Raw genomic sequence first — 26467 nt, forward strand, 5'->3', positions numbered from 1 at the left:
ACTTACAACGGCTTGACGGTGAACAAGCCGTCTTCGTGGCCCTCTTCGGAGCCACCGTAGACTTGTTCGGCCACGGTGCGGATCTTGCTGCCGCGAGCGGCGAGGATCTGGTCCATGGCCCCTGCAAACCAGCCAGTGAACATGTAGTCGACCTTGCGCCCGACCTTGCCGTACACGTAGACGAATGCCGAGTGTTCGAGCTTGACGCTGGCGGTGCCCTTGTCGAGGTCGATGTCCTGGATCTTGAACAGGCCCCAACCGCGCTGCGACAGGCGCTTCATGTAGTGCTCGAACACCGCGACGCCTTCCAGGCCATGGCATTCGGCTTCTTTTTCACACCAGTGCCAGGCGGACTTGTAGCCGGCCTTGTAGAGGATTTCGGCATAGGCTTCAGCGCCCAGCACTTCCTCGATGCCCATGTGGTTGTTGACGAAGAAATGCCGTGGCACATACAGCATCGGCAGGGCGTCGGAGGTCCAGACACCGGTTTCGCTGTCGACTTCGATTGGCAATTGCGGGGCGATCTTGGCCATGGAAACTTAACTCCAGAAAATTCGTTGTGTTGCCCGCTGCACGGACGGCAGCGGGAAAGGATTCAGAAGTGCGGCGGCTTATTCGCCCCAGACATCTTTCAGGACGCTTACCCAGTTCTCGCCCATGATCTTGCGCACCACGCGCTCGGAGTGGCCGCGCTTGAGCAGGGTCTCGGTCAGGTTCGGGAACTCGCCCACGGTGCGGATGCCCAGCGGGTTGATGATCTTGCCGAAGCTGGTCAGACGGCGGGCGTAGCCCTTGTCGTGGGTCAGGTATTCGAAGAAGTCCTGGCCGTGGCCCTGGGTGAAGTCGGTGCCGATGCCGATGGCGTCTTCGCCGACGATGTTCATCACGTACTCGATGGCTTCGGCGTAGTCGTCGATGGTCGAATCGATGCCCTTGGCCAGGAACGGCGCGAACATGGTCACGCCGACAAAGCCGCCGTGGTCGGCAATGAACTTGAGCTCTTCATCGGACTTGTTGCGCGGGTGCTCCTTGAGCCCCGACGGCAGGCAGTGGGAGTAGCAGACCGGCTTCTTCGATTCGAGGATGACTTCTTCGGAAGTCTTGGAACCGACGTGGGACAGGTCGCACATCACGCCAACCCGGTTCATCTCGGCGACGATTTCGCGACCGAAGCCCGACAGGCCGCCGTCACGCTCGTAGCAACCGGTGCCCACCAGGTTCTGGGTGTTGTAGCACATCTGCACGATGCCGACGCCGAGCTGCTTGAACACCTCGACATAGCCGATCTGGTCTTCAAAGGCGTGGGCATTCTGGAAGCCGAAAAGGATGCCGGTCTTGCCCTGCTCCTTGGCCTTGCGGATGTCGGCGGTGGTGCGGACCGGAATCACCAGATCGCTGTTCTCGCGGATCAGCTTCTGGCTCGCGGCGATGTTGTTGACGGTGGCCTGAAAGCCCTCCCACACCGACACGGTGCAGTTGGCTGCCGTCAGACCGCCCTTGCGCATGTCTTCGAACAGCTCGCGGTTCCATTTGGCAATGATCAGACCGTCGATAACGATGCTGTCGGCGTGTAATTCGGCTGGGCTCATCAGGCTGTCCCCTATTAGCGATTCATGCGCCGAATCGTCTGCCGGCGCTTTGGGGCCAGCATATGCCTCGGTGCGGGGGCAGCCGGGTGCAAAAACGACAGGGGGTTTGCCGAAAGCGTCAATCCGCGACAAAGGGTCGTCGCCAGGCACAATCACCGACCTGTTCAAGGCCTTCGGCTTGGGCCAGAATTCGCCGCATCACTGGATGCTTCACTGGACAAGAGCGGCGACGATAATGAAATCGATCATTCTGGCAATGGCACTGATTGCGACCGGCGTACACGCAGCGGAGGTGTCCGACGACAACCCGTGCGACAAAGTCGAAAACGACGTCCAGACACTGGAATGCTCGGCCTTCAGCAAAACCTCCGCCGAAGACCTGCTCAAGGAGAACCTCCAGGGCCTGACCGAGCGCATGCAGTCGCAGTACGGCAAAACCCCGTCGCAACTGGCCGACATCACCGCCAAGATCAAAGCCGCCCAACAGCAATGGCTGAAGACCCGCGACGCAGACTGCGCCGTCGAAGCCTTCCCGGCCACCGCCGGCAGCAAGGCGCTCACCATTGCCCAGAACGATTGTGTGGCGCGGATGAGCGATGAACGGTCGGAGTTTTTGGAGTCGATTGGGCAGGAATAGTCCTGAAGATCCCACTGAAAGCTGGCACTACCACCAGCTTTCAATCGCCAAAAAACCCTTTTCCCACAAAGCACTCTGATCTGACCTACAGCTTCTTTCCAAAGCCGCTGCTCTGCGGACTTTTCACGCAACATGCCGACAAATGTTGTTGATGGCTAAGCATAAAAATATAAGTAAAGATTCGTAAATCTTATAAAAGACTTATATTCTTCCATGAACAGCATTCACTGGACTCGAAAGGCCGTTAAGCAACTCTTGAGATTGCATTCCGTTCACCAGATTCAGGTTCGTGATGCCATCACGGCGCTCGCTGACATGCCTGATGTGAGTCAGGTCAAGGCACTCGTTGATCATGACTACGCTTATCGACTGCGCGTCGGTAACTACAGGGTCATGTTCAACTGGGATGGCGCGATCAAAGTGGTCAGTATTCAAGAGGTCAAAAAACGCGATGAACGCACCTACTGACGTTCAAATCATCAACGACGAAAACGGCAACCCCGCATTCGTGGTCATCCCCTATGCGCAATATGTCGCGCAAAGGATTGAGCCAGACCTGATCCCCCACGAGGTGGTCAGCCGTATCGTCGATGGAGCCACTCCCATCCGCGCCTGGCGCGAACACTTGAACCTTACCCAGGATGAAGTGGCCAAACGCATGGGTATTTCTCAACCCGCATTCGCCCAACAGGAAACAGTCGCCAAGCCCCGTAAAGCCACTCGCGAAAAAATTGCCTCGGCGTTTGGCATCACCGCCAGTCAACTCGAGCTGTAAGCTGCATGCCATCAGCCAGTAAAGGGATTCAACATGAAAGTCTGCGGCATCGAAATCAAAGGCAGCGAAGCGATCATCGCCGTGGCCATGCTGGACGGTCAGGCGCTGGGCCATGTCGCGCTCGCCACCAAGAAAATAGCCCTGGACGATGACGACGAAGCCGCCAACGTCAAAGTGTTCGCCGCTCAGGTCGCTTCGTTTGTCCGTGAGAACTCCATCGACCGCATTGCGATCAAGAAGCGCAGCAAGAAAGGCGAGTTCGCCGGCGGGCCGACCACGTTCAAGATCGAGGGGGTTTTCCAGTTGCTGGAGAATTGCGAGGTGACCCTGCTGTCGCCGCAGACCATCAATGCCCAGGCTAAAAAGCACAATTTCGAACTGCCAGGGACGCTGAACAAGTATCAGCATGAGGCTTACAAAGCGGCGTGTTCGGCGTTAGTGAAGAAGTAAGGACACCGCAGGTCAACCTGTGGGAGCGAGCCTGCTCGCGATAGCGGCGCATCAGTCAACATCAAGGTGTCTGACAGACCGCTATCGCGAGCAGGCTCGCTCCCACAGGTTTCTCTGCTGTTGCCAAAACAGGGTGAACCCCAGGCTTGTTCAGGCTTTGGCGGTACGCCGATCCTCCCGCGGACAGCGCTCGTACTTCGCCCGATAACTGCGGGTGAAGTACGACGGCGATTCAAATCCGCAGGCAATGCTCACCTCCAGCACACTCATGTCCGTCTGCCGTAGCAACTGCCGCGCCTTCTCCAGCCTCAACCGCAGGTAGAAATTACTCGGTGTGTCGTTCAGATGCAGGCGAAACAGGCGCTCCAGCTGTCGCCGCGTCACCTTGATCGATTCCGCCAGCTCCAGCGTGCTCAGGGGCGGTTCGCTGTGCTGCTCCATCTCACCAATCACATGCACCAGTTTCTTGTTGCTGATGCCGTAACGCGTGGCGACTTCCATGCGCTGGTGGTCTTTGCGCGGGCGGATGCGGCCGAGCACGAATTGCTCGCTGACCTGGATCGCCAGTTCGGGACCGTGGGACTGGGCGATCAGATCCAGCATCAGGTCAATGGAAGCGGTGCCGCCGGCGGAAGTGATGCGTCGGCGGTCGATCTCGAACAGCTCCTGGGTGACGCTGAGCTGTGGATAAGACTCCTTGAAGGCGTCAATGGCTTCCCAGTGCAGGGTCAGGCGATGGCCATCGAGCAGGCCGGCTTCCGCGAGGATGAAACTGCCGGTGTCGATGGCGCCGAGGGTCACGCCTTCGTTGTCCAGCCGGCGCAGCCAGTGTTCCAGTGCTGGGGTGGTGAATTTCAGGGGTTCGAAACCGGCGACCACCAGCAGTGTCGCGCCTTTCTTGAGCGGCTCCAGCGCCGCATCGGCGTTGACCGACATGCCGTTACTGGCCAGCACCGCCCCGCCATCCGCGCTCAGCACATGCCAGCGATACAGCTCGCCGCGAAAGCGATTGGCGACCCGCAACGGCTCGATGGCCGAGATAAATCCAATGGCCGAGAAACCCGGCATCAACAAGAAGTAGAAATCCTGGGACATGGAGCGCACTCGCTTAGCAGGTAACAAGAGGCAAGGTAACGAGAGGGCGGGCAGCGTAGGGATGTTGATACGCCAGTTGCGAGCGGCATTCAAGAGCACAGGTCGCTGCAGTGCAAGAGCTGGTCGCCGCAGTGCGCTTCCATCGGTGCTTTGCTGCGTAACTTGGCATCACCGGCGCACCAGACACCGGAACTCACAATAAACGACCTGCCGAGGAACCTGAGAATGAAACGACTGATCAGCAGCTGTGTTCTTGCACTCAGTGGTACCGCTTTGCTGAGCGCCAGTGTCATGGCCGCCGAACCCGCCGCGTGCCAGAACGTGCGCATGGGTGTAGTGAACTGGACCGACGTGATCGCCACCAGTGCCATGACCCAGGTATTGCTCGATGGCCTCGGCTACAGCACCAAACAAACCAGCGCCTCCCAGCAAATCATCTTCGCCGGGATCCGCGACCAGCGTCTGGACCTGTTCCTCGGTTACTGGAACCCGCTGATGACCCAGACCATCACCCCGTTCGTCGACGCCAAACAGGTCAAGGTGCTTGAAGCGCCAAGCCTGCAGGACGCCCGCGCGACCCTCGCCGTGCCGACCTACCTCGCCGACAAGGGCCTGAAAACCTTCGCGGACATCGCCAAGTTTGAAAAAGAACTGGGCGGCAAGATCTACGGCATCGAGCCTGGCTCGGGCGCCAACACCCAGATCAAGGCGATGATCTCCAAGAACCAGTTCGGCCTCGGCAAGTTCCAGCTGGTCGAATCCAGCGAAGCCGGCATGCTCGCCGCCGTGGATCGCGCCGTACGTCGCAACGAAGCCGTGGTGTTCTTCGGCTGGGCGCCGCACCCGATGAACGTCAACGTCAAGATGACCTACCTCACCGGCAGCGACGACGCCCTCGGCCCGAACGAAGGCAAGGCCACCGTGTGGACCGTCACCGCACCGACATACACCGAACAATGTCCGAACATCGGTCGCCTGCTGAGCAACCTGACGTTCACCGCCGAAGACGAGAGCCGGATGATGCAGCCGTTGCTGGATCACAAGGACGCTTTCGAGTCGGCCAAACAATGGCTCAAGGATCACCCGCAGGACAAAAAACGCTGGCTTGAAGGCGTCACCACCTTCGATGGCAAACCGGCCGCTGAAAACCTGAAACTGACCAGCCAATAACCCTGATTTGAACCACCGGCTCGCAGCCCAATGGGCTGCGAACGGGACTATCACGCCTGGCCAAAACCAAAAACCCGCCTGTAAGGAACCGCCTCATGAACCACGACGTCATCATCACCTGCGCACTCACCGGTGCTGGCGACACGACCAGCAAGAGCCCACACGTGCCGGTCACCCCGAAACAAATCGCCGCTGCCGCCGTGGAAGCCGCCAAGGCCGGTGCCACAGTGGTTCACTGCCATGTGCGCGACCCGCAAACCGGCAAGTTCAGCCGTGACGTGGCGCTGTACCGCGAAGTGATGGAGCGCATCCGCGAGGCGGACGTCGACATCATCGTCAACCTCACCGCCGGCATGGGCGGCGACCTGGAAATCGGTGCCGGTGAAAATCCGATGGAGTTCGGCCCGAACACCGACCTGGTCGGCCCGTTGACCCGCCTGGCCCACGTCGAAGAACTGCTGCCGGAAATCTGCACCCTCGACTGCGGCACCCTGAACTTCGGCGACGGCGACACCATTTACGTGTCCACCCCGGCCCAGCTGCGCGCTGGCGCCAAACGCATCCAGGAACTGGGCGTGAAAGCCGAGCTGGAAATCTTCGACACCGGCCACCTGTGGTTCGCCAAGCAGATGATCAAGGAAGGCCTGCTGGATAACCCGTTGTTCCAGCTGTGCCTGGGCATCCCTTGGGGCGCTCCGGCGGACACCACCACCATGAAAGCCATGGTCGACAACCTGCCGGCCGACGCGGTCTGGGCCGGCTTCGGTATCGGTCGCATGCAGATGCCGATGGCGGCGCAAGCGGTGTTGCTCGGCGGCAACGTGCGGGTCGGTCTGGAAGACAACCTGTGGCTGGACAAGGGCGTGCTGGCGACCAACGGCCAACTGGTCGAGCGCGCCGGCGAAATCCTCAGCCGCCTCGGCGCCCGCGTCCTGACCCCGGCTGAAGGCCGGGCAAAAATGGGCCTGACCAAGCGCGGTTGACCCTTACACACTTTCCCCCTGTGGGAGCGAGCCTGCTCGCGATAGCGGTTTACCTGCCTCAATTGATGCATCGGATGTACCGACGTCATCGCGAGCAGGCTCGCTCCCACAGTTTTTTCCGAGCCAAATTCAGGAAATTGCCATGAGCTTTATCACCGAAATCAAAACCTTCGCAGCGTTAGGCAGCGGTGTCATCGGCAGCGGTTGGGTGTCCCGCGCCCTCGCCCATGGTCTGGATGTAGTGGCCTGGGACCCGGCCCCAGGCGCTGAAGCCGCCTTGCGCAAACGCGTCGCCAATGCCTGGGGAGCACTGGAGAAACAAGGTCTGGCGCCGGGTGCATCGCAGGATCGCTTGCGCTTTGTCGCAACCATCGAAGAATGCGTGCGCGATGCCGATTTCATCCAGGAGAGCGCCCCGGAACGGCTGGAGCTGAAACTGGACCTGCACAGCAAAATCAGCGCGGCGGCCAAGCCCAATGCATTGATCGGTTCCAGCACCTCTGGCCTGCTGCCGAGCGAGTTCTACGAGAGTGCCACGCACCCGGAACGTTGCGTGGTCGGTCACCCGTTCAACCCGGTTTACCTGCTGCCGTTGGTGGAAGTGGTCGGCGGCAAAAACACTGCCCCTGAAGCGGTGCAAGCGGCGATGAAGGTCTATGAATCCCTGGGGATGCGCCCACTGCACGTGCGCAAGGAAGTACCGGGTTTCATCGCCGACCGTCTGCTCGAAGCGCTGTGGCGTGAAGCGCTGCACCTGGTCAACGACGGCGTGGCGACCACCGGCGAAATCGACGATGCGATCCGCTTCGGCGCGGGCTTGCGCTGGTCGTTCATGGGCACGTTCCTGACCTACACCCTGGCCGGTGGCGATGCCGGTATGCGCCACTTCATGGCCCAGTTCGGCCCGGCGTTGCAGTTGCCGTGGACCTACTTGCCGGCGCCGGAGCTGACCGACAAACTGATCGACGATGTGGTCGATGGCACCAGCGATCAACTGGGCAAACACAGCATTTCGGCGCTGGAGCGCTATCGTGATGACTGCCTGCTGGCGGTGCTGGAAGCGGTGAAGACCACCAAAGAGAAGCATGGGATGGCTTTCGCCGAGTAACCCCCAGGCTTGGGGCCAGCAGCACTGGCCCCATCGCGAGCAAGCTCGCTCCCACAGGGGATCTGCTGAGTGACATAGATTGTATTCACACTGCAAATCACTGTGGGAGCGAGCTTGCTCGCGATAGCGGCAGTCCAGTCACCACACAAATTGGATCAGAAACCATGCCCACCCTCACCACCTACCAAACCACCATCATCCCCGACTGGGTCGACTACAACGGCCACCTGCGCGACGCCTTCTACTTGCTGATTTTCAGCTACGCCACCGATGCCCTGATGGATCGCCTGGGCCTGGACAGCAACAGCCGCGAGGCCAGCGGCAACTCGCTGTTCACCCTCGAACTGCACCTCAATTACCTGCACGAAGTGAAGCTCGACGCCCAGGTCGAAGTGCACACCCAAATCATCGCCCACGACAGCAAACGCGTGCACCTCTATCACAGCCTGCACCTGGTCGGTGATGCCCAGGAACTTGCTGGCAACGAACAGATGCTGCTGCACGTGGATCTCGCCGGGCCGCGTTCGGCGCCGTTCAGCGAACTGTCCTTGGGCCGGCTGCAAGCCATCATCGCCGAACAGGCGGACCTGCCAATGCCCGACTACATTGGCCGAGTGATCGCATTACCGCCAAAAAAATAACAAGGAGATCACCATGAACACCGCCGCTGCATTTGCCGACTTTCGTACCTATCCGTTGATCAGCGCGTTGACTGGCGTGCAGACCCTGGCGGACCGTGTTCTGGTGAAGTGGGCCGACAATCGTGTCAGCCCTTTCCACCATCAATGGCTGCGGGATAACTGCCCGTGCCCGCAGTGCGTCTATACCGTGACCCGCGAACAAGTGCTGGAAATCGTCGATGTGGCTCAAGACCTGACGCCTGAACAAGTGCACATCGACACCGAAGGTTGCCTGTCGGTTGACTGGCAGGACGGCCACAGCAGCCGCTTCGACCCCGGCTGGCTGCGCGCCCATGCCTATGACGACGAGTCCCGCGCCGAGCGTCAGGCACGCAAGCCAAAAGCCAGGCTCTGGCACAGCGATTTACAGCTGCCAGTGTTCGAGTATCAAGCACTGATGAACGACTCCGACGCCTTGTTGCAATGGTTATTGGCAGTACGGGATGTCGGATTGACCCAGGTCCGAGGCGTGCCCACCGAACCCGGTTCTCTGAAGCTGATCGCCCAACGCATTTCCTTCATCCGCGAGAGCAATTTCGGCGTGCTGTTCAACGTGCAATCCAAGGCCGACGCCGACAGCAACGCCTACACCGCCTTCAACCTGCCACTGCACAGCGATTTGCCGACCCGGGAGTTGCAACCGGGGCTGCAATTCCTGCATTGCCTGGTCAATGACGCCGAGGGTGGCGAGAGCGTTTTTGTCGACGGATTCGCCATCGCCGATGCTTTGCGCCGGGAAGATCCGGAGGCTTTCAAAAGCCTCTGCGAAATCCCCGTTGAGTTTCGCAACAAGGACCGTCACAGCGACTACCGCTGCCTGGCACCGATCATTGCCCTGGATGCCTTGGGGCAGGTGTCGGAAATCCGCATGGCGAACTTTCTGCGCGGGCCGTTCGATGCCTCGGCGGAGCAAATGCCCAAGCTGTATCAGGCCTACCGGCGCTTTATCGCGATGACCCGCGAGCCTCGATTCAGGTTGATGCAGCGGCTCAATCCCGGGGAGCTGTGGTGCTTCGACAACCGCCGCACCCTGCATGCCCGCAACGCCTTCGACCCCGCCACCGGGGCACGGCATTTCCAGGGCTGCTATGTGGACCGGGATGAGTTGTTGTCGCGGATTCTGGTGTTACAGCGCTAGACCGCATCATCGTTCATCGCGAGCAGGCTCGCTCCCACAGTTAATCGGGTTCTCCCATGGGAACGCGGTTGAATGTGGGAGCGAGCCTGCTCGCGAAGGCGTCGGCCCAGTCACTGCATAACTCACCGATTCACAAGCAAAAAAAAGCCCCGATCAAGCCGTGACAGGATCGAGGCAGAGGGTACTGTTGAGGAGCTGCCGTGCGAGGGTGACCAAACCTTCGTGAAGCGAGCTGAGTCCAGTGTGCCCACTCCCCCGCGAACCAGGTTAGCCGAAAACGACATGTTCATAACCAATTGAGCCATTGCGACAATTCGCCCTTGCCGACACCCGGCACCCCCACCAGAATCGAACCACGACACCGTTCCCTGAAGAAGGATTGCGTCATGATGCACGCCGATTTGATAGACCAGGAAGACCTGTTGGGCCAGCTCAAGTCGTTGGGGTTCAACGTGCCCAGTGGAGCCACCGCCGAGCAGGCTTGCGAGTGCGTGGTAAGGGGCTTGGACGATGCTCGAGCGTATGAACTTCGCAAGATGGTCAAGGAGATGTACACCAGCAGCGCGACGATCCTGCCGGCAGTGCGCCAGGCCATCGACAAACAATTGCTGCCGGCGTTGTCGGAGTACCAGCAGAGCCACACCGCCCGATAAAACGCCTTCGCGAGCAGGCTCGCTCCCACATTGGTTCTGTGAACAACACAGATCAAATGTGGGAGCGAGCCTGCTCGCGAATGAAGTCGACCCGGTCTAGAGCCTTACACTGGCAAACGTCGACTCATTGCGCGCCTGGCTCAGCGCCGACAACGGGCCGGACAACGGTGACAGCACCAGCGCCTGTGGCAAAGGCATCATTGCCACTTGCTGGGTGGTGTTGGACCCTACGCGCTCGTCACGCGGCGGAATGCCGAAGTATTCGCGGTAGCACTTGGAGAAGTGCGGCGTGGACACGAAGCCACAGACCGACGCCACTTCGATGATCGACATCGGCGTTTGCTTGAGCAGCTGGCGCGCGCGGATCAGGCGCAGCTTGAGGTAGTAACGCGACGGCGAGCAGTGCAGGTATTTCTGGAACAACCGCTCGAGCTGACGACGGGACACCGCGACATACACTGCCAGTTCGTCCAGATCGATCGGTTCTTCGAGGTTGGCCTCCATCAACGCGACGATTTCCTGCAACTTCGGCTGGTTGGTGCCGAGCATGTGCTTGAGCGGCACACGCTGGTGATCCTGCTCGTTGCGGATGCGCTCGTAGACGAACATTTCCGAAATGGCCGCCGATAGCTCACGACCGTGATCGCGGCTGATCAAGTGCAGCATCATGTCCAGCGGCGCGGTGCCGCCGGAGCTGGTGAAACGGTTACGGTCGAGGGTGAACAAGCGGGTGCTCATCGCTACACGCGGGAAAGCTTCCTGCATCGCCGCCAGACATTCCCAGTGCACGCTGCAATCGAAACCGTCGAGCAGGCCGGCGCAGGCCAGGGCCCAGCTGCCGGTGCACACCGCGCCGAGGCGGCGGGACTGGCGGGCCTGGCTTTGCAGCCATGACACGTGTTCACGGGTAACAGTGCGCTGGATGCCAATACCGCCGCAGACGATGACGGTGTCCATTGGCGGGGCTTTGTGCATGGAGGCGTCGGGGGTGATCTGCAGGCCGTCACTGGCCCAGACCTGGCCGCCATCGACGGTGAGGGTGGTCCAGCGATACAGCTCGCGACCGGACAATTGGTTGGCCATGCGCAGGGGTTCCACTGCGGAGGCCAGAGAAATCAGCGTGAAATTGTCCAGCAGCAGAAAGCCGATGGATTGAGGCGCACGGTTCTGGGGTTGGGCCCCGGAGTTGAACGTCGTCATCGCGGTATCTCCTCACACAAAGCGGGTGATGGCCTCAGGCGGAGGCTCTTTTTATTGCCATCGTTCTCGCGTGGGAGACGGGCTTTGTAATGACAGAGCAATTGCCATGCCTAAATTTGAATGCGCGTTCAATAACTCCTAAAAACGACGTCGGAATGTGTCTATATATGTCTTGCAAGGCAGGGGGATTTAAATGGCCATCAGGACTGGCAAGCGCCCCGGCCCACAAGCCGTGAGCAATTCGGTAGCACTTGTGGGAACGGCGTTGCGCCGCGATGGAAAGGAGTGTCACCGCAGGCACGGGTGACAGGCGGTCGAAGGCCGGTTGGCCCCCGATCAGTGGCAAGACGATTTATCTGTGAGCGACGCGCCAAAAGGTGGCGCGTTTTCGAGCGGGTGTTCACTTAGCGCGCAGTTTTGACTGGTCTGCTGTGGCGAGGGGTCGATGCGATCTCAACACTCCACCGCACTCACCGCCAACCCACCCCGCGATGTCTCCTTATATTTGTCATGCATGTCGGCACCGGTATCGCGCATGGTGCGGATCACCCGATCCAGCGAAATAAAGTGCTGGCCATCACCGCGCAATGCCATTTGCGCAGCGTTGATCGCTTTCACCGCGGCAATCGCGTTGCGCTCGATGCACGGCACCTGGACCAGCCCACCCACCGGGTCGCAGGTCAGGCCGAGGTTGTGCTCCAGACCGATCTCCGCCGCGTTGCACAACTGCTCTGGTGTGGCGCCAAGGATTTCCGCCAGCCCCGCCGCCGCCATGGCGCAGGCCGAACCGACTTCGCCCTGGCAACCGACTTCGGCACCGGAGATCGAGGCGTTCTTCTTGCACAGGATTCCCACCGCCGCCGCGCCGAGGAAGTAGTCGACGACATTGGCGTCGGTCACGGCCTCGCTGAATTTCATGAAGTAGTGCAGCACCGCCGGAATGATCCCCGCCGCGCCGTTGGTCGGTGCCGTGACCATGCGCCCGCCGGCGGCATTTTCTTCGTTGACCGCCAGGGCGAACAGGTTGACCCATTCCATGGCGCTCAAGGTCGAGCCGATCACGTTGGGTTTGTTCAGTTCCTGCAGGCTGCGATGCAGCTTGGCCGCACGGCGGCGCACGTTCAGCCCGCCGGGCAGGATGCCTTCATGTTTGAGGCCCTGTTCGACGCAATCCTGCATGGCGCGCCAGAGCTTCATCAGGCCGCTGCGGATTTCATCCTCGCTGCGCCACACCCTCTCGTTGGCCATCATTAATTCAGCTACGCGCAGATTGTGTTTTTTACACAGCTCCAGCAGCTCAGCAGCGCTGGAAAAGTCATAAGGCAACACGGTGCGATCGAGGTCGACGACACCGCTGGAGGCCTGAGCCTCATCGACGACAAAACCGCCGCCGACCGAATAGTAGGTGTCACGATGCAACTCGCCGTCATCACCCTCGACAATCAGGGTCATGGCGTTGGGATGGAATGGCAGGTTCTCGTCGATCAGGCGCATGTCCCTTGCCCAGATGAACGGCACCGACAAGCGACCGTCGAGCAACAGCGTATCGGTTTCGCGCAGGGTGACGATACGGATGCCTATTTGCGACGGATCGATCGCATCCGGCCACTCGCCCATCAGGCCCATGATCACCGCATTGTCACTGCCGTGGCCGATGCCGGTGGCCGACAACGAGCCGAACAGTTGGACTTCGACACGCCGCACCTGCTCAAGCAGCCCGCGCTCGCGCAGGCCCTGCACAAACAACGCCGCCGCCCGCATGGGTCCCACGGTGTGTGAACTGGAAGGGCCGATGCCGATTTTGAACAGGTCGAAAACACTGATAGCCATTACTGCCGAACTCCTGGATGGGCCCACTGCGCACGCGAAAGCGCACGGTGACGGAGCTGCTACGCTCAAGCTGCAATCCGCCGAGATGACCGCATCATCAAGCTTTTATCCAGTTGTTCGACGTCTCTAACCGACGCACTCATGCCCACCAGCGCCGCGTGTCTTTTACGCCGTGTTTTCGCCGTTTTTTTGCGGTTCAGAGGGAGAAAACGGGCTGAAAAAATCTGTAAACGACGTCACCGACACTGGATGCGACCATCCCTGTACTGGATACGACGCACCCTGTAGGCGTCAGATTTTCACTGGTACATGATCATATCGACTCGATTGCAAGGCGCCGCGGTAGAGCTGTCTCCAGAACGCCATCCAACCGCAACCTATAAGTGCGGTGGTCCAGTCGGAACACTGCCAAAAAAAACACCAAGGAGTCCATCCATGAAAGGTTCCCCGTCGTTGTTGTTGGCCGCCATGCTTAGTCTGCCGGTTCTGGCGCAAGCCGCAGAACCGGCCCAATGCAGCACCGTAAACTTCTCCGATGTCGGCTGGACCGACATCACCGCGACCACCGCGACTACCAGCGTCGTGCTCAACGCCCTCGGCTACAAGACCAAGACCACCATGATTTCCGTGCCCGTGACCTACAAGTCCCTGGCCGACGGCAAGAACATGGACGTGTTCCTGGGCAACTGGATGCCGACCATGGAAAACGACATCAAGGCCTACCGCGATGCCGGCACCGTGGAAACCGTGCGCACCAACCTCAAGGGCGCCAAGTACACCCTCGCCGTCCCTCAGGCGCTGTACGACAAGGGCCTGCATGACTTCGCCGATATCGCCAAATTCAAGAAAGAGCTCGACGGCAAGATCTACGGCATCGAGCCTGGCAACGACGGCAATCGCCTGATCCAGAGCATGATCGACAAGGATGCCTTCGGCCTGAAGACCGCCGGTTTCAAAGTCGTCGAATCCTCCGAAGCCGGCATGCTGTCGCAGGTCGACCGCGCGCAGAAACGCGACACCGCCGTGGTATTCCTCGGCTGGGCGCCGCACCCGATGAACAAGCGCTTCAAGATTCAATACCTGACCGGTGGTGATGACTTCTTCGGCCCGGATTTCGGTGCCGCCACCGTGGCGACCAACACCCGCAAGGGCTATGCGCAGGAGTGCAGCAACGTCGGCCAGTTGCTCAAGAACCTGGAGTTCACCGTCGACATGGAAAGCGAACTGATGGGCAACATCCTGGACGACAAGATGAAGCCTGACGCGGCCGCCAAGGCCTGGCTGAAAAAGAATCCACAGGTGCTCGATACCTGGCTCGCTGGCGTGACCACCATTGACGGTAAACCTGGCCTGGAGGCCGTGAAAGCCAAACTGACGCCTTGAATTAGGGAGCATCGTTTATGCCGGGCAGGTTCGCCTGTCCGGGCTGTTAATTACCTTGCATGCGGACGTTCACTACCATGCTGATTGATCAGAAAATACCCTTAGGCCAGTACATCGCAGGCTTCGTTGAATGGTTGACGCAACACGGCGCCAACACCTTCGACGCCATCGCCGTGACACTGGAAACGATGATCCACGGCGTGACGTTTGCGCTGACCTGGTTCAACCCGCTGGCATTGATCGGCCTGATCGCACTACTGGCACACTTCATTCAACGCAAATGGGGCCTGACCGCATTTGTCGTTGCCTCCTTTCTGCTGATCCTCAATCTGGGGTACTGGCAGGAAACCATGGAAACCCTCGCCCAGGTGCTGTTCGCCACCCTGGTCTGCGTGGTCATCGGCGTGCCGCTGGGCATCGTCGCCGCGCACAAGCCGATGTTCTATACTGTAATGCGTCCGGTACTCGATCTGATGCAGACCGTACCAACCTTCGTGTACCTCATTCCTACCCTCACCCTCTTCGGGCTGGGTGTGGTCCCGGGCCTGATCTCCACGGTGGTGTTCGCGATTGCCGCGCCCATCCGCCTGACCTACCTGGGTATCCGCGATGTTCCGGAAGAATTGATGGACGCTGGCAAGGCCTTTGGCTGCTCGCGACGTCAGCTGCTCTCGCGAATCGAACTGCCCCACGCCATGCCAAGCATCGCGGCCGGTATCACCCAGTGCATCATGCTGTCCCTATCGATGGTGGTGATTGCGGCACTGGTGGGCGCCGATGGCCTGGGCAAACCGGTGGTCAACGCACTGAACACTGCTGATATCGCCTTGGGCTTCGAAGCAGGCCTGGCGATCGTACTGCTGGCGATCATGCTCGACCGTATCTGCAAACAACCCGACGCCAAAGTAGGGGGTGACGCATGAGCATTATTCGCTTCGAGAACGTTGACGTTATCTTCTCCAAGGATCCACGCGAGGCGCTCAAGCTGCTGGATCAAGGCATGACCCGTAACGAGATCCTGAAAAAGACCGGGCAGATCGTGGGGGTCGAAAAGGCCAGCCTGGATGTCGAAAAAGGTGAAATCTGCGTACTGATGGGCCTGTCCGGCTCCGGCAAATCCAGCCTGCTGCGCTGCATCAACGGCCTCAACACCGTCAGCCGCGGCAAGCTGTTCGTCGAGCACGAAGGCAAGCAGATCGACATTGCCTCGTGCACGCCGGCAGAACTGAAAATGATGCGCACCAAGCGCATCGCGATGGTGTTCCAGAAGTTCGCCCTGATGCCCTGGTTGACCGTTCGCGAAAACATCAGCTTCGGCCTGGAGATGCAGGGTCGTCCCGAGAAAGAACGTCGCAAACTGGTGGATGACAAGCTTGAGCTGGTGGGCCTGACCCAGTGGCGCAACAAGAAACCCAACGAGCTGTCCGGTGGTATGCAACAACGCGTGGGCCTGGCTCGCGCACTGGCGATGGACGCCGACATTCTGCTGATGGACGAACCGTTCTCGGCACTCGACCCGCTGATCCGCCAGGGCCTGCAAGACGAACTGCTGGAACTGCAACGCAAGCTGCACAAGACCATCGTCTTCGTGAGCCACGACCTTGATGAAGCGCTGAAACTTGGCAGCCGTATCGCGATCATGAAGGACGGCCGGATCATCCAGTACAGCAAACCGGAAGAAATCGTCCTCAACCCGGCGGACGACTACGTGCGGACCTTCGTAGCCCACACCAACCCGCTGAACGTGCTGTGCGGCCGCAGCCTGATGCGCAGCCTGGACAACTGCAAACGCATCAACGGTTCGGTATGCCTCGATCCGGGCGGCGATTCGTGGCTGGACCTGGCTGAAGGCAACACCATCAAAGGCGCACGCAAGAACGGTTCGAACATGGACCTGCAGAACTGGATGCCGGGGCAAGCCGTTGAAGGCCTGGAACGCAAGCCGACTCTGGTGGACTCCAGCATCGGCATGCGCGACGCGTTGCAGATTCGTTATCAGACCGGCAACAAACTGGTGCTGCACGATAACAACAAGGTGGTGGGGATCCTTGGCGACAGCGAGCTGTATCACGCACTGCTCGGCAAGAACCTGGGGTAAGGCAACAGATGCAAAAACGCCGCGAGAGATCGCGGCGTTTTTGTTTATGGGATATCGGGTAATGCAGCTTTGAGGCTGATGGCCCCTTCGCGAGCTGGCTCGCGAAGAATGCGACGCGGTGCTTCTGACTGAAACACCGCGCCACTCACACTTTAGCTATAAACCCGGCCAAGGAGCTGCCGATGGCTTTCAAACTGATCGAGCACGTCACGGGTGATCTGATCCTGGGTGAAACCCATCAAGTCGTAGTCTTGGCTGCCGTTGTGCAGGTACACCTCGGCACGATAAAAACGCTGACGCGCTTCATCGGCCCGCACCTCATCGACCTGCGCCGACTCGGTCGGCGTGGCCAGATAGCCGTCCAGACTCACTTCGTAGACGAAAGGGTTGCCCTCTTCCATCTCCACCCGTACACCCATACAACGCTTGGACTTGCCCAACAGTGTCTGCACTTGCAGACCTTGAGCACGCATTTGCGCCGTCGCATCTTCCAGCGCCGGGCTCACGTGCTTGTCCATGAAGCGCTGCACCACCGACTGGCTCGGTTGCAGGTCCAGTTGGGTCAAGCGCTCGCTGAAACCACGGCGACCGCGTGCCGCCAGTTCCGCTTGCTCCTGTTCGATCTGCACGTCCTGGCGCATGGCCTTGTGCAAGCCGAACATGAAGAACACCAGCACCACCGAGAACGGCAGACCGGCCAGCACCACCATGGTTTGCATGGCTTCGAAGTTGCCGGCGAACAGCAGGCCGATGGTCACCAGGGTGATCACCGCCGACCAGAAGATCCGCAGCCAGTGCGGCGCATCCTCATCGACATTGCCACCCTTGCACGAAAGGTTGGCCATCATCACCGCGCCGGAGTCCGCCGGGGTCAGGAACAGCACAAAACCGACAAAGATCGACACGCCGATTACAACCTTCGACGCCGGGTAATGCTCAAGCAACTGGTAGATCGCCATGGACGGCTGTTCCAGCGCCGTCTTCCCGAGTTCCACCGCCCCATGGTTCATCACCAGGTCCAAAGCCGAGTTACCGAAGATCGACAGCCACGCCAGGGTGAAACCCAGCGGAATCAGCAGCACGCCTGCTACCAGTTCGCGCACGCTGCGACCACGGGAAATACGCGCGATGAACATGCCCACGAATGGCGCCCAGGAAATCCACCAGGCCCAGTAGAACAGGGTCCACAGGCCCAGCCAGCGGTCGGACTTCTCACTGTCGCCTTCGTACACATAGAGGTCGAAAGTCTTCAGCACCACGCCATTCAGGTAGTCACCGACGTTCTGTACGAAGCCGTTGAGCAGGTGCAGGGTCGGGCCGAACAGCAGGACGAAAATCAGCAGGCCGCTGAACAGCACGATGTTGAGGTTGGACAGGCGACGGATGCCGTTTTCCACGCCCGACACGGCAGCGATGGTCGCCACGGTGCTCATCACGATGATCACGATCAGCAGGTTGGTGTTGCTGTGTTCCATGCCGAACAGGTTTTCCAGCCCCGACGACACTTGCAGCGAACCGATCCCCAGGTTGGTCACCAGCCCCAGCAAGGTCACGAACATGCCGAAGCCGTCCACCGCATGCCCGGCCGCGCCCTTGACCCAACGCTCGCCCACCAGCGGATACAACGCCGAACGCAATGCCAGCGGCTGGTTATGCCGGTAGGCAAAGTACGCCACGGCCAACCCCACCAGCGCATAGATCGCCCAGCCATGCAGGCCCCAGTGCAGGAACGTCAGCTGCACCGCCTGTCGTGCCGCCAGGTTGCTGCCTGCCACGCCTTCCGGCGGGTTGAAGTAGTGGTCCAGCGGCTCGGACGCGCCGAAGTACAGCAGCGAGATGCCGATACCCGACGAGAACAGCATCCCCGCCCAGGCGCCGTAGCTGAAGTCCGGGGTGTCGTCCTTGCTGCCCAGTTTCAATTTGCCGTAGGACGAAAACGCCAGGCCGACGACAAAAATCAGGTAGGCGGCAATCACCACCATGTAGTACCAGCCGAAGCTGCGGGACAACCAGGCTTGCGCCGTACCCAGCATTCTGCCGGCCTCTTGCGGGGCGATGATCAGAATGGCGGTCAACAACAGAATCAACGCGGTAGAGGTGTAGAACACCCAACCGTTGACCGTCACCTTCTCGGGTGGGGTCTTTATTAGCGAGGCAGAACTCATGGCACAGATGCTCCGGGCAGTGCGAGAGAAGAACGCAAGGCAAACGAGTTACCCGACCAATCGGTTAGTGGGCAGCCGACCGGCGGGTGATATAAAGACAGCCCGAAAAAAGCCCGAAACCCCTGGAGCGCCGCAGCGCGTAGGTTTCGAGCAGTTTCGGAAGTCGTTTTTTCCGCCGCTACATGTAGGAAAAATCTGTAGGCAGCGACGATTTGTCGCAGATCTTATTCTTTGTTGATTGAACGTTCAATCAAAACAAAATAGACTGGCCTTCAACCCGGTAGCCGTTCCACGTCCACCGGAAGGCCTAAGGAGATGTGCAAGATGCCCAAGGTCGGTATGCAACCCATCCGTCGCCAGCAATTGATCGAAGCCACTTTGCAGGCCGTCGATCAGGTCGGAATGGGGGACGCCAGCATTGCGCTGATCGCCCGTTTGGCCGGTGTCTCGAATGGCATCATCAGTCACTACTTTCAGGACAAGAACGGCCTGATCGCTGCCACGGCGCAGTACCTGATGAGTGTCCTGAGCGAGAACGTCACCCTGCGCCGTCAGGCGCTGAAAGATGAAAGCCCCCGGGCGCATCTGCAGGTGATTATCGAAGGCAACTTCGACGCCAGCCAGGTCAATGGCCCGGCAATGAAAACCTGGCTGGCCTTCTGGGCCACCAGCATGCACCACCCGTCTTTGCACAGGTTGCAGCGGATCAACGATCACCGTCTGTATTCCAACCTGTGCTGTCAGTTCCGCCGTGTGCTGCCGCTCGATGACGCGCGCAGCGCCGCCCGGGGCCTGGCCGCATTGATTGACGGTTTGTGGTTGCGCGGCGCGCTGTCGGGAGATGCTTTCGACACCGGGCAAGCGCACCAGATTGCTTACGAATACATGGATTTCCAACTGGCCAAGCGGGTGAGTTAGAGCACACATAGAAACGCTCAACCCACGAACCGCGCCAACCACTTAATGCACTTGCGAGGACTTTATGGCCCGTTTCGAACTGCAAAAACTCTACATCGATGGCGCGTACAGCGACGCCAGCAGCGACGCCACTTTCGAAGCCATCAACCCGGCTAACGGTGAAGTCCTCGCAAAAGTGCAACGTGCGACCAAGGAAGACGTCGAACGCGCCGTCGTCAGCGCCGAAAAGGGCCAGAAGATCTGGGCCGCCATGACCGCCATGGAGCGTTCGCGCATCCTGCGTCGCGCCGTGGAAATCCTGCGTGAGCGCAACGACGAACTGGCCGCCCTGGAAACCCTGGACACCGGCAAGGCCTACTCCGAAACCCGCTACGTAGACATCGTTACCGGTGCCGACGTGCTGGAGTACTACGCAGGCCTGGTACCGGCCATCGAAGGCGAGCAGATTCCGCTGCGCACCACTTCGTTCGTCTACACCCGTCGCGAGCCGCTGGGCGTCGTGGCCGGTATCGGCGCGTGGAACTACCCGATCCAGATCGCCCTATGGAAATCCGCACCAGCCCTGGCGGCCGGTAACGCGATGATCTTCAAGCCAAGCGAAGTCACCTCGCTGACCACCCTGAAACTGGCCGAGATCTACACCGAAGCCGGCGTGCCAAACGGTGTGTTCAACGTCCTGACCGGCAGCGGCCGTGAAGTCGGCACCTGGCTGACCGAACACCCGCGCATCGAGAAAGTCTCGTTCACCGGCGGCACCGACACCGGCAAGAAAGTCATGGCCAGCGCTTCGAGCTCTTCGCTCAAGGACGTGACCATGGAACTGGGCGGCAAATCGCCGCTGATCATCTGCGACGACGCCGACCTCGATCGCGCTGCCGACACCGCGATGATGGCCAACTTCTACAGCTCCGGGCAGGTTTGCACCAACGGCACTCGTGTGTTCGTTCCGGCCCACCTGAAAGCCGCTTTCGAAGCCAAGATCGCCGAACGCGTTGCACGCATCCGCATCGGCAACCCGGAAGACGAAAACACCAACTTCGGTCCGCTGGTCAGCTTTGCGCACATGGAAAGCGTGCTGGGCTACATCGCCAAGGGCAAGGAAGAAGGTGCCCGCCTGCTGTGCGGCGGTGAGCGCCTGACCGACGGCGAATTCGCCAAGGGTGCGTTCGTAGCGCCGACAGTGTTCACCGACTGCACCGACGACATGACCATCGTCCGTGAAGAAATCTTTGGCCCGGTGATGGCGATCCTGTCCTACGAAACCGAGGAAGAAGTGATCCGCCGCGCCAACGACACCGACTTCGGCCTGGCCGCCGGTATCGTCACCAAGGATCTGAACCGCGCGCACCGCGTGATTCATCAGCTGGAAGCCGGTATCTGCTGGATCAACGCCTGGGGCGAGTCCGACGCGAAGATGCCGGTTGGCGGCTACAAGCAGTCGGGTGTCGGCCGTGAGAACGGGATCAGCTCGCTGAACAACTTCACCCGCATCAAATCGGTACAGGTCGAGCTGGGCGATTACGTCTCGGTGTTCTAAGGCGATATCCGCTTCGCCTGCGAGGCCGTCATCGCGAGCAGGCTCGCTCCCACAGGAGACCTCATTCCATTGTGGGAGCGAGCCTGCTCGCGAATCGAGTGCGCAGCACTCGCCAGGCCTGACCTGACCAACATCAAAGAGGGTGCATTCAATGTCCCAAGAATTCGACTACATCATCATCGGTGCCGGCTCCGCCGGTAACACCCTGGCGACCCGTCTGACCGAAGACGCCGGCGTCACCGTCCTGCTGCTCGAAGCGGGTGGCCCGGACTACCGTTTCGACTTCCGCACGCAGATGCCGGCCGCTTTGGCGTTCCCGCTGCAAGGCCGTCGCTACAACTGGGCCTACGAAACCGATGCTGAGCCACACATGGACGGCCGTCGCATGGAATGCGGTCGCGGCAAGGGCCTGGGCGGTTCCTCGCTGATCAACGGCATGTGCTACATCCGCGGCAACGCCATGGACTACGACGGCTGGGCGAAACTGCCAGGCCTGGAAGACTGGTCGTACCTGGACTGCCTGCCGTATTTCCGTAAAGCGGAAACCCGCGACATCGGCCCGAACGACTACCACGGCGGCGACGGCCCGGTCAGCGTGACCACGCCGAAAGCCGGCAACAACCCGCTGTTCCATGCCATGGTTGAAGCCGGCGTACAGGCCGGTTACCCGCGTACCGAAGACTTGAACGGCTACCAGCAGGAAGGCTTCGGCCCGATGGACCGCACCGTGACCCCGAAAGGTCGTCGTGCCTCCACCGCCCGCGGTTACCTGGACGTGGCCAAGAAGCGTTCGACCCTGACCATCGTCACCCACGCCCTGACCGACAAGATCCTGTTCGAAGGCAAGCGTGCGGTCGGCGTGCGTTACCTGATCGGCTCCGCTGAAGAGCGCGTTGAGGTCAAGGCACGCAAGGAAGTGCTGCTGTGCTCCGGCGCCATCGCTTCGCCGCAGATCCTGCAACGCTCTGGCGTCGGCCCGGCCGAGCTGCTGAACAAGCTCGACATTCCGGTGGTTCACGACCTGCCGGGCGTCGGTGAAAACCTGCAGGATCACCTTGAGCTGTACCTGCAATACGCCTGCACCCAACCGGTGTCGCTGTACCCTTCGCTGCTCCTGCACAACCAGCCGGCCATCGGTGCCGAGTGGCTGTTCAACGGCACCGGCATCGGCGCCAGCAACCAGTTCGAAGCCGGCGGTTTCATCCGTACCCGTCCGGAATTCGAATGGCCGAACATCCAGTACCACTTCCTGCCGGTAGCGATTAACTACAACGGCAGCAACGGTGTGAAAGAGCACGGTTTCCAGGCGCACATGGGCTCCATGCGCTCGCCAAGCCGCGGGCGCATCCAGGCCAAGTCCAAAGACCCGCGCCAGCACCCGAGCATCCTGTTCAACTACATGGCCACCGAGCAGGACTGGCAGGAATTCCGCGACGGCATCCGCCTGACCCGTGAAATCATGCAGCAACCTGCACTGGATGCCTTCCGTGGTCGCGAGATCAGCCCGGGCATCGATGTGCAGAGCGACGAGCAACTGGACAAGTTCATCCGCGAGCACGCCGAAACCGCGTTCCATCCGTCCTGCTCGTGCAAGATGGGCACCGACGAAATGGCCGTGGTCGATGGCGAAGGTCGCGTGCATGGCATGCAAGGCCTGCGTGTGGTCGATGCGTCGATCATGCCGATCATCACCACCGGTAACCTCAACGCACCAACGATCATGATGGCCGAGAAAATCGCCGACAAGATCCGTGGCCGCAAGCCGTTGCCGCGCAGCACTGCCACTTACTATGTGGCGGGTGAAGCGCCGGTGAAGGGCAAGCCAGTGCGGGAAGTGAGCCAGATCGCTTAAGGCGTTACACCGCGTTACGGCTATTCGCGAGCAGGCTCGCTCCTACAGTTGATCGCGCTCCCTCATGGGAATGCGGTTGAATGTAGGAGCGAGCCTGCTCGCGATGAGGCCCGACCAGACACCACCCCTCCCAAAGTATCTCCGCTCTAGACCGCTCCACCCTTGATCCTCCCCCCTCGCAGGCCTAATCTAGCGCCACGCAATCGTTTCACCCCTCCCCTCGCAGCACCGCTCCACCGCCACTCCATACTCAGGAGGTTCACGAATGTTCGATTTCTACCCCCAGCTCAAGCAGCGCTTCGCTGCCTTGCGCACGGGTGCTGAATTCTTTTCCCTGCGTTATGTGCGCGAATCCGGGCAGTACCTGTCGGTGCGCAAGAACGTCGCCGAACCGCCGAGCCTGAGCCGTGACGAAGGGGCGATGCTGACCGTGCGGGTCAATGGCGTCGAGGCCTATGCGGCCACCAACGATTTGTCGCAACAAGGCCTGCAAGCCGCCCTCGAACGCGCCGAACTCCAGGCCCGTCGACTCAAGCCCCACGCCTTGCTGGACCTGCGCGAGCAGGCTGTTTCCAGCGACCGCGCCGATTACTTTTCACCCAACCTCGACCAAGCCTTCCCGTCCCTGAGCGACTGCTACCAGTTGCTCGGCGCCGAATCCGCCGCCGTACCCAAGGACGACCGCCTGGTGAACTGGCAGGTCAGCCTCGGTATCACCCACGTCGAGCAGATCTACCTCAACAGCGCCGGTGCCGAACTGCGCCAGGCCCAACGCTTTGTGTACCCCGGCCTGGACGTCACGGCCTACGACGGCAACGACAGCCAGACCCGCAGCCTTGGCCGCGAGAACTTCGGCCAGCAAGGCGCGGCGGACGTCATCAGCCGCTGCGGCCTGATCGGTGCCGGTGCCCAGGTGGCCGATCAGGCCCTGCAATTGCTCCTGGCGCCGAACACCCCGCAAGGCAAGCGCGACCTGCTGCTGATGCCCGACCAGATGATGCTGCAAATCCACGAGTCCATCGGCCATCCGCTGGAGCTGGACCGCATCCTCGGCGACGAGCGCAATTACGCGGGCACCAGTTTTGTCAAAGCCAGTGATTTCGGCCGCCTGCAATACGGCTCCGGCCTGCTCAACGTGACCTTCGACCCGGACATCCCCGAGGAGCTCGCCAGCTACGGCCATGACGACGACGGCACGCCCGCCAGCAAACAGTTCCTGATCCGTGAAGGCCTGTTGCTGCGCCCGCTGGGCGGTGCGTTGTCGCAATTCCGTGCCGGTATGGACGGCGTCGCCAACAGTCGTGCCTGTGGCTGGAACCGCCCGCCGATCGACCGCATGGCCAACCTCAATATCGAGCCGGGGGATCAGTCCATCGAACAGCTGATCGGCGGTATCGAACACGGAGTGCTGATGTCGACCAACCGTTCATGGTCGATCGACGATGCCCGCAACAAATTCCAGTTCGGCTGCGAGTGGGGCCAACTGATCGAAAACGGCGAACTCAAGGGTGTGGTGAAGAATCCCAATTACAGGGGCATCTCCGCGCAGTTCTGGAAAAGCCTCAGCGCCGTCGGCGATGCCAGTACCCTCAAGGTCCTCGGCACACCGAACTGCGGCAAGGGCGAACCGAACCAGGTGATCCGCGTCGGCCACGCATCACCGGCCTGTGTGTTCAGCAACGTTGATGTATTCGGAGGAGACGCCTGATGAATCCTTCAAACAGCCAGTCCGCGTCGTTCAAGGCGCTGGTCAACAGCCTGCGTGAAGCCCTGCGCGAGCCCGAGCAGTTCACCCTCAGCTACGCCGCAGAATCGTCGGCCTTCGTACGTTTCAACCATGCCAAGGTGCGTCAGGCCGGTCAGGTGCAGCAGGCGAGCATCGGCCTGAAACTGATCAACGAAGGCCGGCATGCCGACCTGAACATTACCCTGGCCGGCGATCCCCAGGTTGATCTGCGACGTTTGACCGAAGGCCTGCAACAGCTGCGGGAAACCTTGCCGCTGCTGCCTCAGGATCCTTATTTGCTGCTCAACCACAATGGCTGGCAGAGCAACAACGTGCAGTCGCATCCGCTGCCGGACACTGAAGAGGTGGTCGCGCAAATCACCCAGGCCGCCGAAGGCCTGGATCTTGTCGGTTTCTACGCTGCCGGCCCGATCAGTCGTGGCTTTGCCAGCTCTTCGGGCGCCTTCGGCTGGCATCAGGCCAACAGCTTCAACTTCGACTTCAGCCTGTTCCACGAGAACGGCCAGGCCGTGAAAGCCAGCTACGCCGGGCACGACTGGAACAGCGAAGGCTTTGCCAAACGCTTCCAGCAAGCTCGCGAGCAGCTTGAGTTTCTGGGCCGGCCGCTGCGCACTTTGCCGCCCGGCCAGTACCGCGCCTACCTGGCACCGGCGGCGCTGGAAGAAATCATCGGCATGCTGTGCTGGGGTGGTTTCTCGGCACAGTCGATTGCCAGCAAAAGCAGCCCGCTGCAAAAGCTCTACGGTGGCGACAGCGCGTTCAGCCCGCTGGTCTCGCTGGATGAAAAAGTCAGCGGTTCGCTGAGTCCGGCGTTTTCCGATGAAGGTTATCCGCGCAGCGATCTGGGGTTGATCGTCGACGGCAAGGCCGGGGCACGACTGGTCAGCTCGCGCAGCGCCGCCGAATACGGCTTGACCGCCAATGGCGCCAGCGGCGGTGAATCACCGAGCGCGCTGAATATGAAAGCCGGGGCATTGCCTGACGCGGACATCCTCAAGCAACTGGGCACGGGGTTGTACATCAGCAACCTGTGGTACCTGAACTTCTCGGACCAACCGGCCGCACGCCTGACCGGCATGACCCGGTTTGCCACGTTCTGGGTCGAGAACGGCGAGATCCAGGCACCGGTCAGCACCATGCGTTTTGATGACAGCGCTTTCAGCCTGCTCGGTTCGCAACTGGAAGCGTTGACCGAGGAGCGGGAGTTGCTGTTGTCGGCGAGCACTTACAGCCAGCGGGCGACGGCTTCGGCGTTGTTGCCGGGGGCGTTGGTCCGCCGATTGACTCTGACACTGTAAACACCATCTCTTGGCACACAGGGAACCCTGTGGGAGCGAGCTTGCTCGCGATGAGGCCAATTCATTCAACATTCATGTCGAGTGATTTACCGCTATCGCGAGCAAGCTCGCTCCCACATTGATCGAGTTCCACATTGGATGTGCATTAACCCCCGACAACA

The 26467-nt window shown here is 60.4% G+C and carries 24 protein-coding genes; 18 read left to right on the forward strand and 6 right to left on the reverse strand.

Going from position 1 to position 26467, the window contains the following annotated elements; all coding sequences use genetic code 11:
- Nucleotides 1-2 precede the first annotated feature (2 nt).
- Together WHX55_RS28705 and WHX55_RS28710 are read right to left on the reverse strand one after the other, a co-directional pair.
- Nucleotides 3-533, reverse strand: a complete 531-nt coding sequence (locus WHX55_RS28705; protein ID WP_008048169.1) for a DUF5943 domain-containing protein — start codon at nt 531-533, stop codon at nt 3-5.
- A 78-nt stretch (nt 534-611) separates the two neighbouring features.
- On the reverse strand, nt 612-1589 hold the full coding sequence (locus tag WHX55_RS28710) for a dipeptidase (protein WP_150725129.1): 978 nt from the start codon (nt 1587-1589) through the stop codon (nt 612-614).
- A gap of 235 nt (nt 1590-1824) precedes the next feature.
- Here WHX55_RS28710 and WHX55_RS28715 point away from each other — a divergent pair, with 235 nt between their 5' ends.
- The 4 genes from WHX55_RS28715 (at nt 1825) to WHX55_RS28730 (ending at nt 3451) form a co-directional block, all read left to right on the forward strand.
- Nucleotides 1825-2226: a lysozyme inhibitor LprI family protein gene (locus tag WHX55_RS28715; RefSeq protein ID WP_150756178.1), complete on the forward strand. Its 402-nt coding sequence runs from the start codon at nt 1825-1827 to the stop codon at nt 2224-2226.
- A 213-nt stretch (nt 2227-2439) separates the two neighbouring features.
- Nucleotides 2440-2694, forward strand: coding sequence for a type II toxin-antitoxin system RelE/ParE family toxin (locus WHX55_RS28720; protein WP_353741718.1), 255 nt, complete (start codon nt 2440-2442; stop codon nt 2692-2694).
- The gene (locus WHX55_RS28725; RefSeq protein WP_223460444.1) at nt 2678-3001 is read left to right on the forward strand and encodes a helix-turn-helix transcriptional regulator; all 324 of its coding nucleotides are present in this window, start codon (nt 2678-2680) and stop codon (nt 2999-3001) included. The genes WHX55_RS28720 and WHX55_RS28725 overlap by 17 nt, the downstream gene beginning before the upstream one ends.
- A gap of 33 nt (nt 3002-3034) precedes the next feature.
- The gene (locus WHX55_RS28730) at nt 3035-3451 is read left to right on the forward strand and encodes a DUF3010 family protein (RefSeq protein ID WP_150759052.1); all 417 of its coding nucleotides are present in this window, start codon (nt 3035-3037) and stop codon (nt 3449-3451) included.
- 150 nt (nt 3452-3601) lie between these two features.
- Here WHX55_RS28730 and WHX55_RS28735 read toward each other — a convergent pair whose 3' ends face one another.
- Nucleotides 3602-4546: a GlxA family transcriptional regulator gene (locus WHX55_RS28735; RefSeq protein WP_150756180.1), complete on the reverse strand. Its 945-nt coding sequence runs from the start codon at nt 4544-4546 to the stop codon at nt 3602-3604.
- A 225-nt stretch (nt 4547-4771) separates the two neighbouring features.
- Here WHX55_RS28735 and WHX55_RS28740 point away from each other — a divergent pair, with 225 nt between their 5' ends.
- The 6 genes from WHX55_RS28740 to WHX55_RS28765 all read left to right on the forward strand — a co-directional run bounded on the left by WHX55_RS28740 (nt 4772) and on the right by WHX55_RS28765 (nt 10278).
- The gene (locus WHX55_RS28740) at nt 4772-5716 is read left to right on the forward strand and encodes a choline ABC transporter substrate-binding protein (RefSeq protein ID WP_150756181.1); all 945 of its coding nucleotides are present in this window, start codon (nt 4772-4774) and stop codon (nt 5714-5716) included.
- A gap of 95 nt (nt 5717-5811) precedes the next feature.
- Nucleotides 5812-6699, forward strand: coding sequence for a 3-keto-5-aminohexanoate cleavage protein (locus WHX55_RS28745; protein ID WP_150725122.1), 888 nt, complete (start codon nt 5812-5814; stop codon nt 6697-6699).
- A gap of 142 nt (nt 6700-6841) precedes the next feature.
- On the forward strand, nt 6842-7807 hold the full coding sequence (locus tag WHX55_RS28750) for an L-carnitine dehydrogenase (protein WP_008019487.1): 966 nt from the start codon (nt 6842-6844) through the stop codon (nt 7805-7807).
- A gap of 164 nt (nt 7808-7971) precedes the next feature.
- Nucleotides 7972-8448, forward strand: a complete 477-nt coding sequence (locus tag WHX55_RS28755) for a thioesterase family protein (RefSeq protein ID WP_150756182.1) — start codon at nt 7972-7974, stop codon at nt 8446-8448.
- Nucleotides 8449-8461: 13 nt separating this feature from the next.
- Nucleotides 8462-9625 (forward strand): gamma-butyrobetaine dioxygenase, encoded by a 1164-nt coding sequence (locus WHX55_RS28760; protein WP_353741719.1) that lies wholly within the window; start codon nt 8462-8464, stop codon nt 9623-9625.
- 386 nt (nt 9626-10011) lie between these two features.
- Nucleotides 10012-10278, forward strand: a complete 267-nt coding sequence (locus WHX55_RS28765) for a hypothetical protein (RefSeq protein WP_150725118.1) — start codon at nt 10012-10014, stop codon at nt 10276-10278.
- Between the two features lie 96 nt (nt 10279-10374).
- Here the strand turns inward: WHX55_RS28765 and WHX55_RS28770 are convergent, their stop codons facing one another.
- Both WHX55_RS28770 and WHX55_RS28775 read right to left on the reverse strand, forming a co-directional pair.
- Nucleotides 10375-11478 (reverse strand): GlxA family transcriptional regulator, encoded by a 1104-nt coding sequence (locus WHX55_RS28770; RefSeq protein WP_007975492.1) that lies wholly within the window; start codon nt 11476-11478, stop codon nt 10375-10377.
- 453 nt (nt 11479-11931) lie between these two features.
- Nucleotides 11932-13308 (reverse strand): L-serine ammonia-lyase, encoded by a 1377-nt coding sequence (locus WHX55_RS28775; RefSeq protein WP_150725117.1) that lies wholly within the window; start codon nt 13306-13308, stop codon nt 11932-11934.
- Between the two features lie 435 nt (nt 13309-13743).
- On the opposite strand from WHX55_RS28775, the gene WHX55_RS28780 reads away from it, so the two are divergent.
- The 3 genes from WHX55_RS28780 to choV all read left to right on the forward strand — a co-directional run bounded on the left by WHX55_RS28780 (nt 13744) and on the right by choV (nt 16789).
- A complete protein-coding gene (locus tag WHX55_RS28780; protein WP_056726557.1) occupies nt 13744-14691 on the forward strand; it encodes a choline ABC transporter substrate-binding protein in 948 nt (315 codons plus the stop codon).
- Nucleotides 14692-14768: 77 nt separating this feature from the next.
- Nucleotides 14769-15614, forward strand: coding sequence for a choline ABC transporter permease subunit (choW, locus tag WHX55_RS28785; RefSeq protein ID WP_150756184.1), 846 nt, complete (start codon nt 14769-14771; stop codon nt 15612-15614).
- Nucleotides 15611-16789, forward strand: a complete 1179-nt coding sequence (choV, locus tag WHX55_RS28790; RefSeq protein WP_150756185.1) for a choline ABC transporter ATP-binding protein — start codon at nt 15611-15613, stop codon at nt 16787-16789. Before choW ends, choV begins: the two co-directional genes overlap by 4 nt.
- Before the next feature lie 152 nt (nt 16790-16941).
- On the opposite strand, the gene WHX55_RS28795 is transcribed toward choV, so the two are convergent.
- The gene (locus tag WHX55_RS28795) at nt 16942-18897 is read right to left on the reverse strand and encodes a BCCT family transporter (protein WP_224789678.1); all 1956 of its coding nucleotides are present in this window, start codon (nt 18895-18897) and stop codon (nt 16942-16944) included.
- A 381-nt stretch (nt 18898-19278) separates the two neighbouring features.
- Here WHX55_RS28795 and betI point away from each other — a divergent pair, with 381 nt between their 5' ends.
- The 5 genes from betI (at nt 19279) to WHX55_RS28820 (ending at nt 26306) form a co-directional block, all read left to right on the forward strand.
- The gene (gene betI, locus WHX55_RS28800; RefSeq protein WP_150725112.1) at nt 19279-19872 is read left to right on the forward strand and encodes a transcriptional regulator BetI; all 594 of its coding nucleotides are present in this window, start codon (nt 19279-19281) and stop codon (nt 19870-19872) included.
- A gap of 64 nt (nt 19873-19936) precedes the next feature.
- On the forward strand, nt 19937-21409 hold the full coding sequence (gene betB, locus WHX55_RS28805) for a betaine-aldehyde dehydrogenase (protein ID WP_057712979.1): 1473 nt from the start codon (nt 19937-19939) through the stop codon (nt 21407-21409).
- Between the two features lie 151 nt (nt 21410-21560).
- Nucleotides 21561-23261, forward strand: coding sequence for a choline dehydrogenase (gene betA / locus WHX55_RS28810; RefSeq protein WP_150725110.1), 1701 nt, complete (start codon nt 21561-21563; stop codon nt 23259-23261).
- Between the two features lie 265 nt (nt 23262-23526).
- Entirely contained in the window at nt 23527-24969 is a 1443-nt protein-coding gene (locus WHX55_RS28815; RefSeq protein WP_150725109.1) for a TldD/PmbA family protein, read from the forward strand.
- On the forward strand, nt 24969-26306 hold the full coding sequence (locus tag WHX55_RS28820; protein ID WP_353741720.1) for a TldD/PmbA family protein: 1338 nt from the start codon (nt 24969-24971) through the stop codon (nt 26304-26306). The genes WHX55_RS28815 and WHX55_RS28820 overlap by 1 nt, the downstream gene beginning before the upstream one ends.
- The last annotated feature ends 161 nt before the right edge of the window (nt 26307-26467 follow it).

The sequence above is a fragment of the Pseudomonas fluorescens genome (genome assembly GCF_040448305.1).
Classification (GTDB): domain Bacteria; phylum Pseudomonadota; class Gammaproteobacteria; order Pseudomonadales; family Pseudomonadaceae; genus Aquipseudomonas; species Aquipseudomonas fluorescens_BH.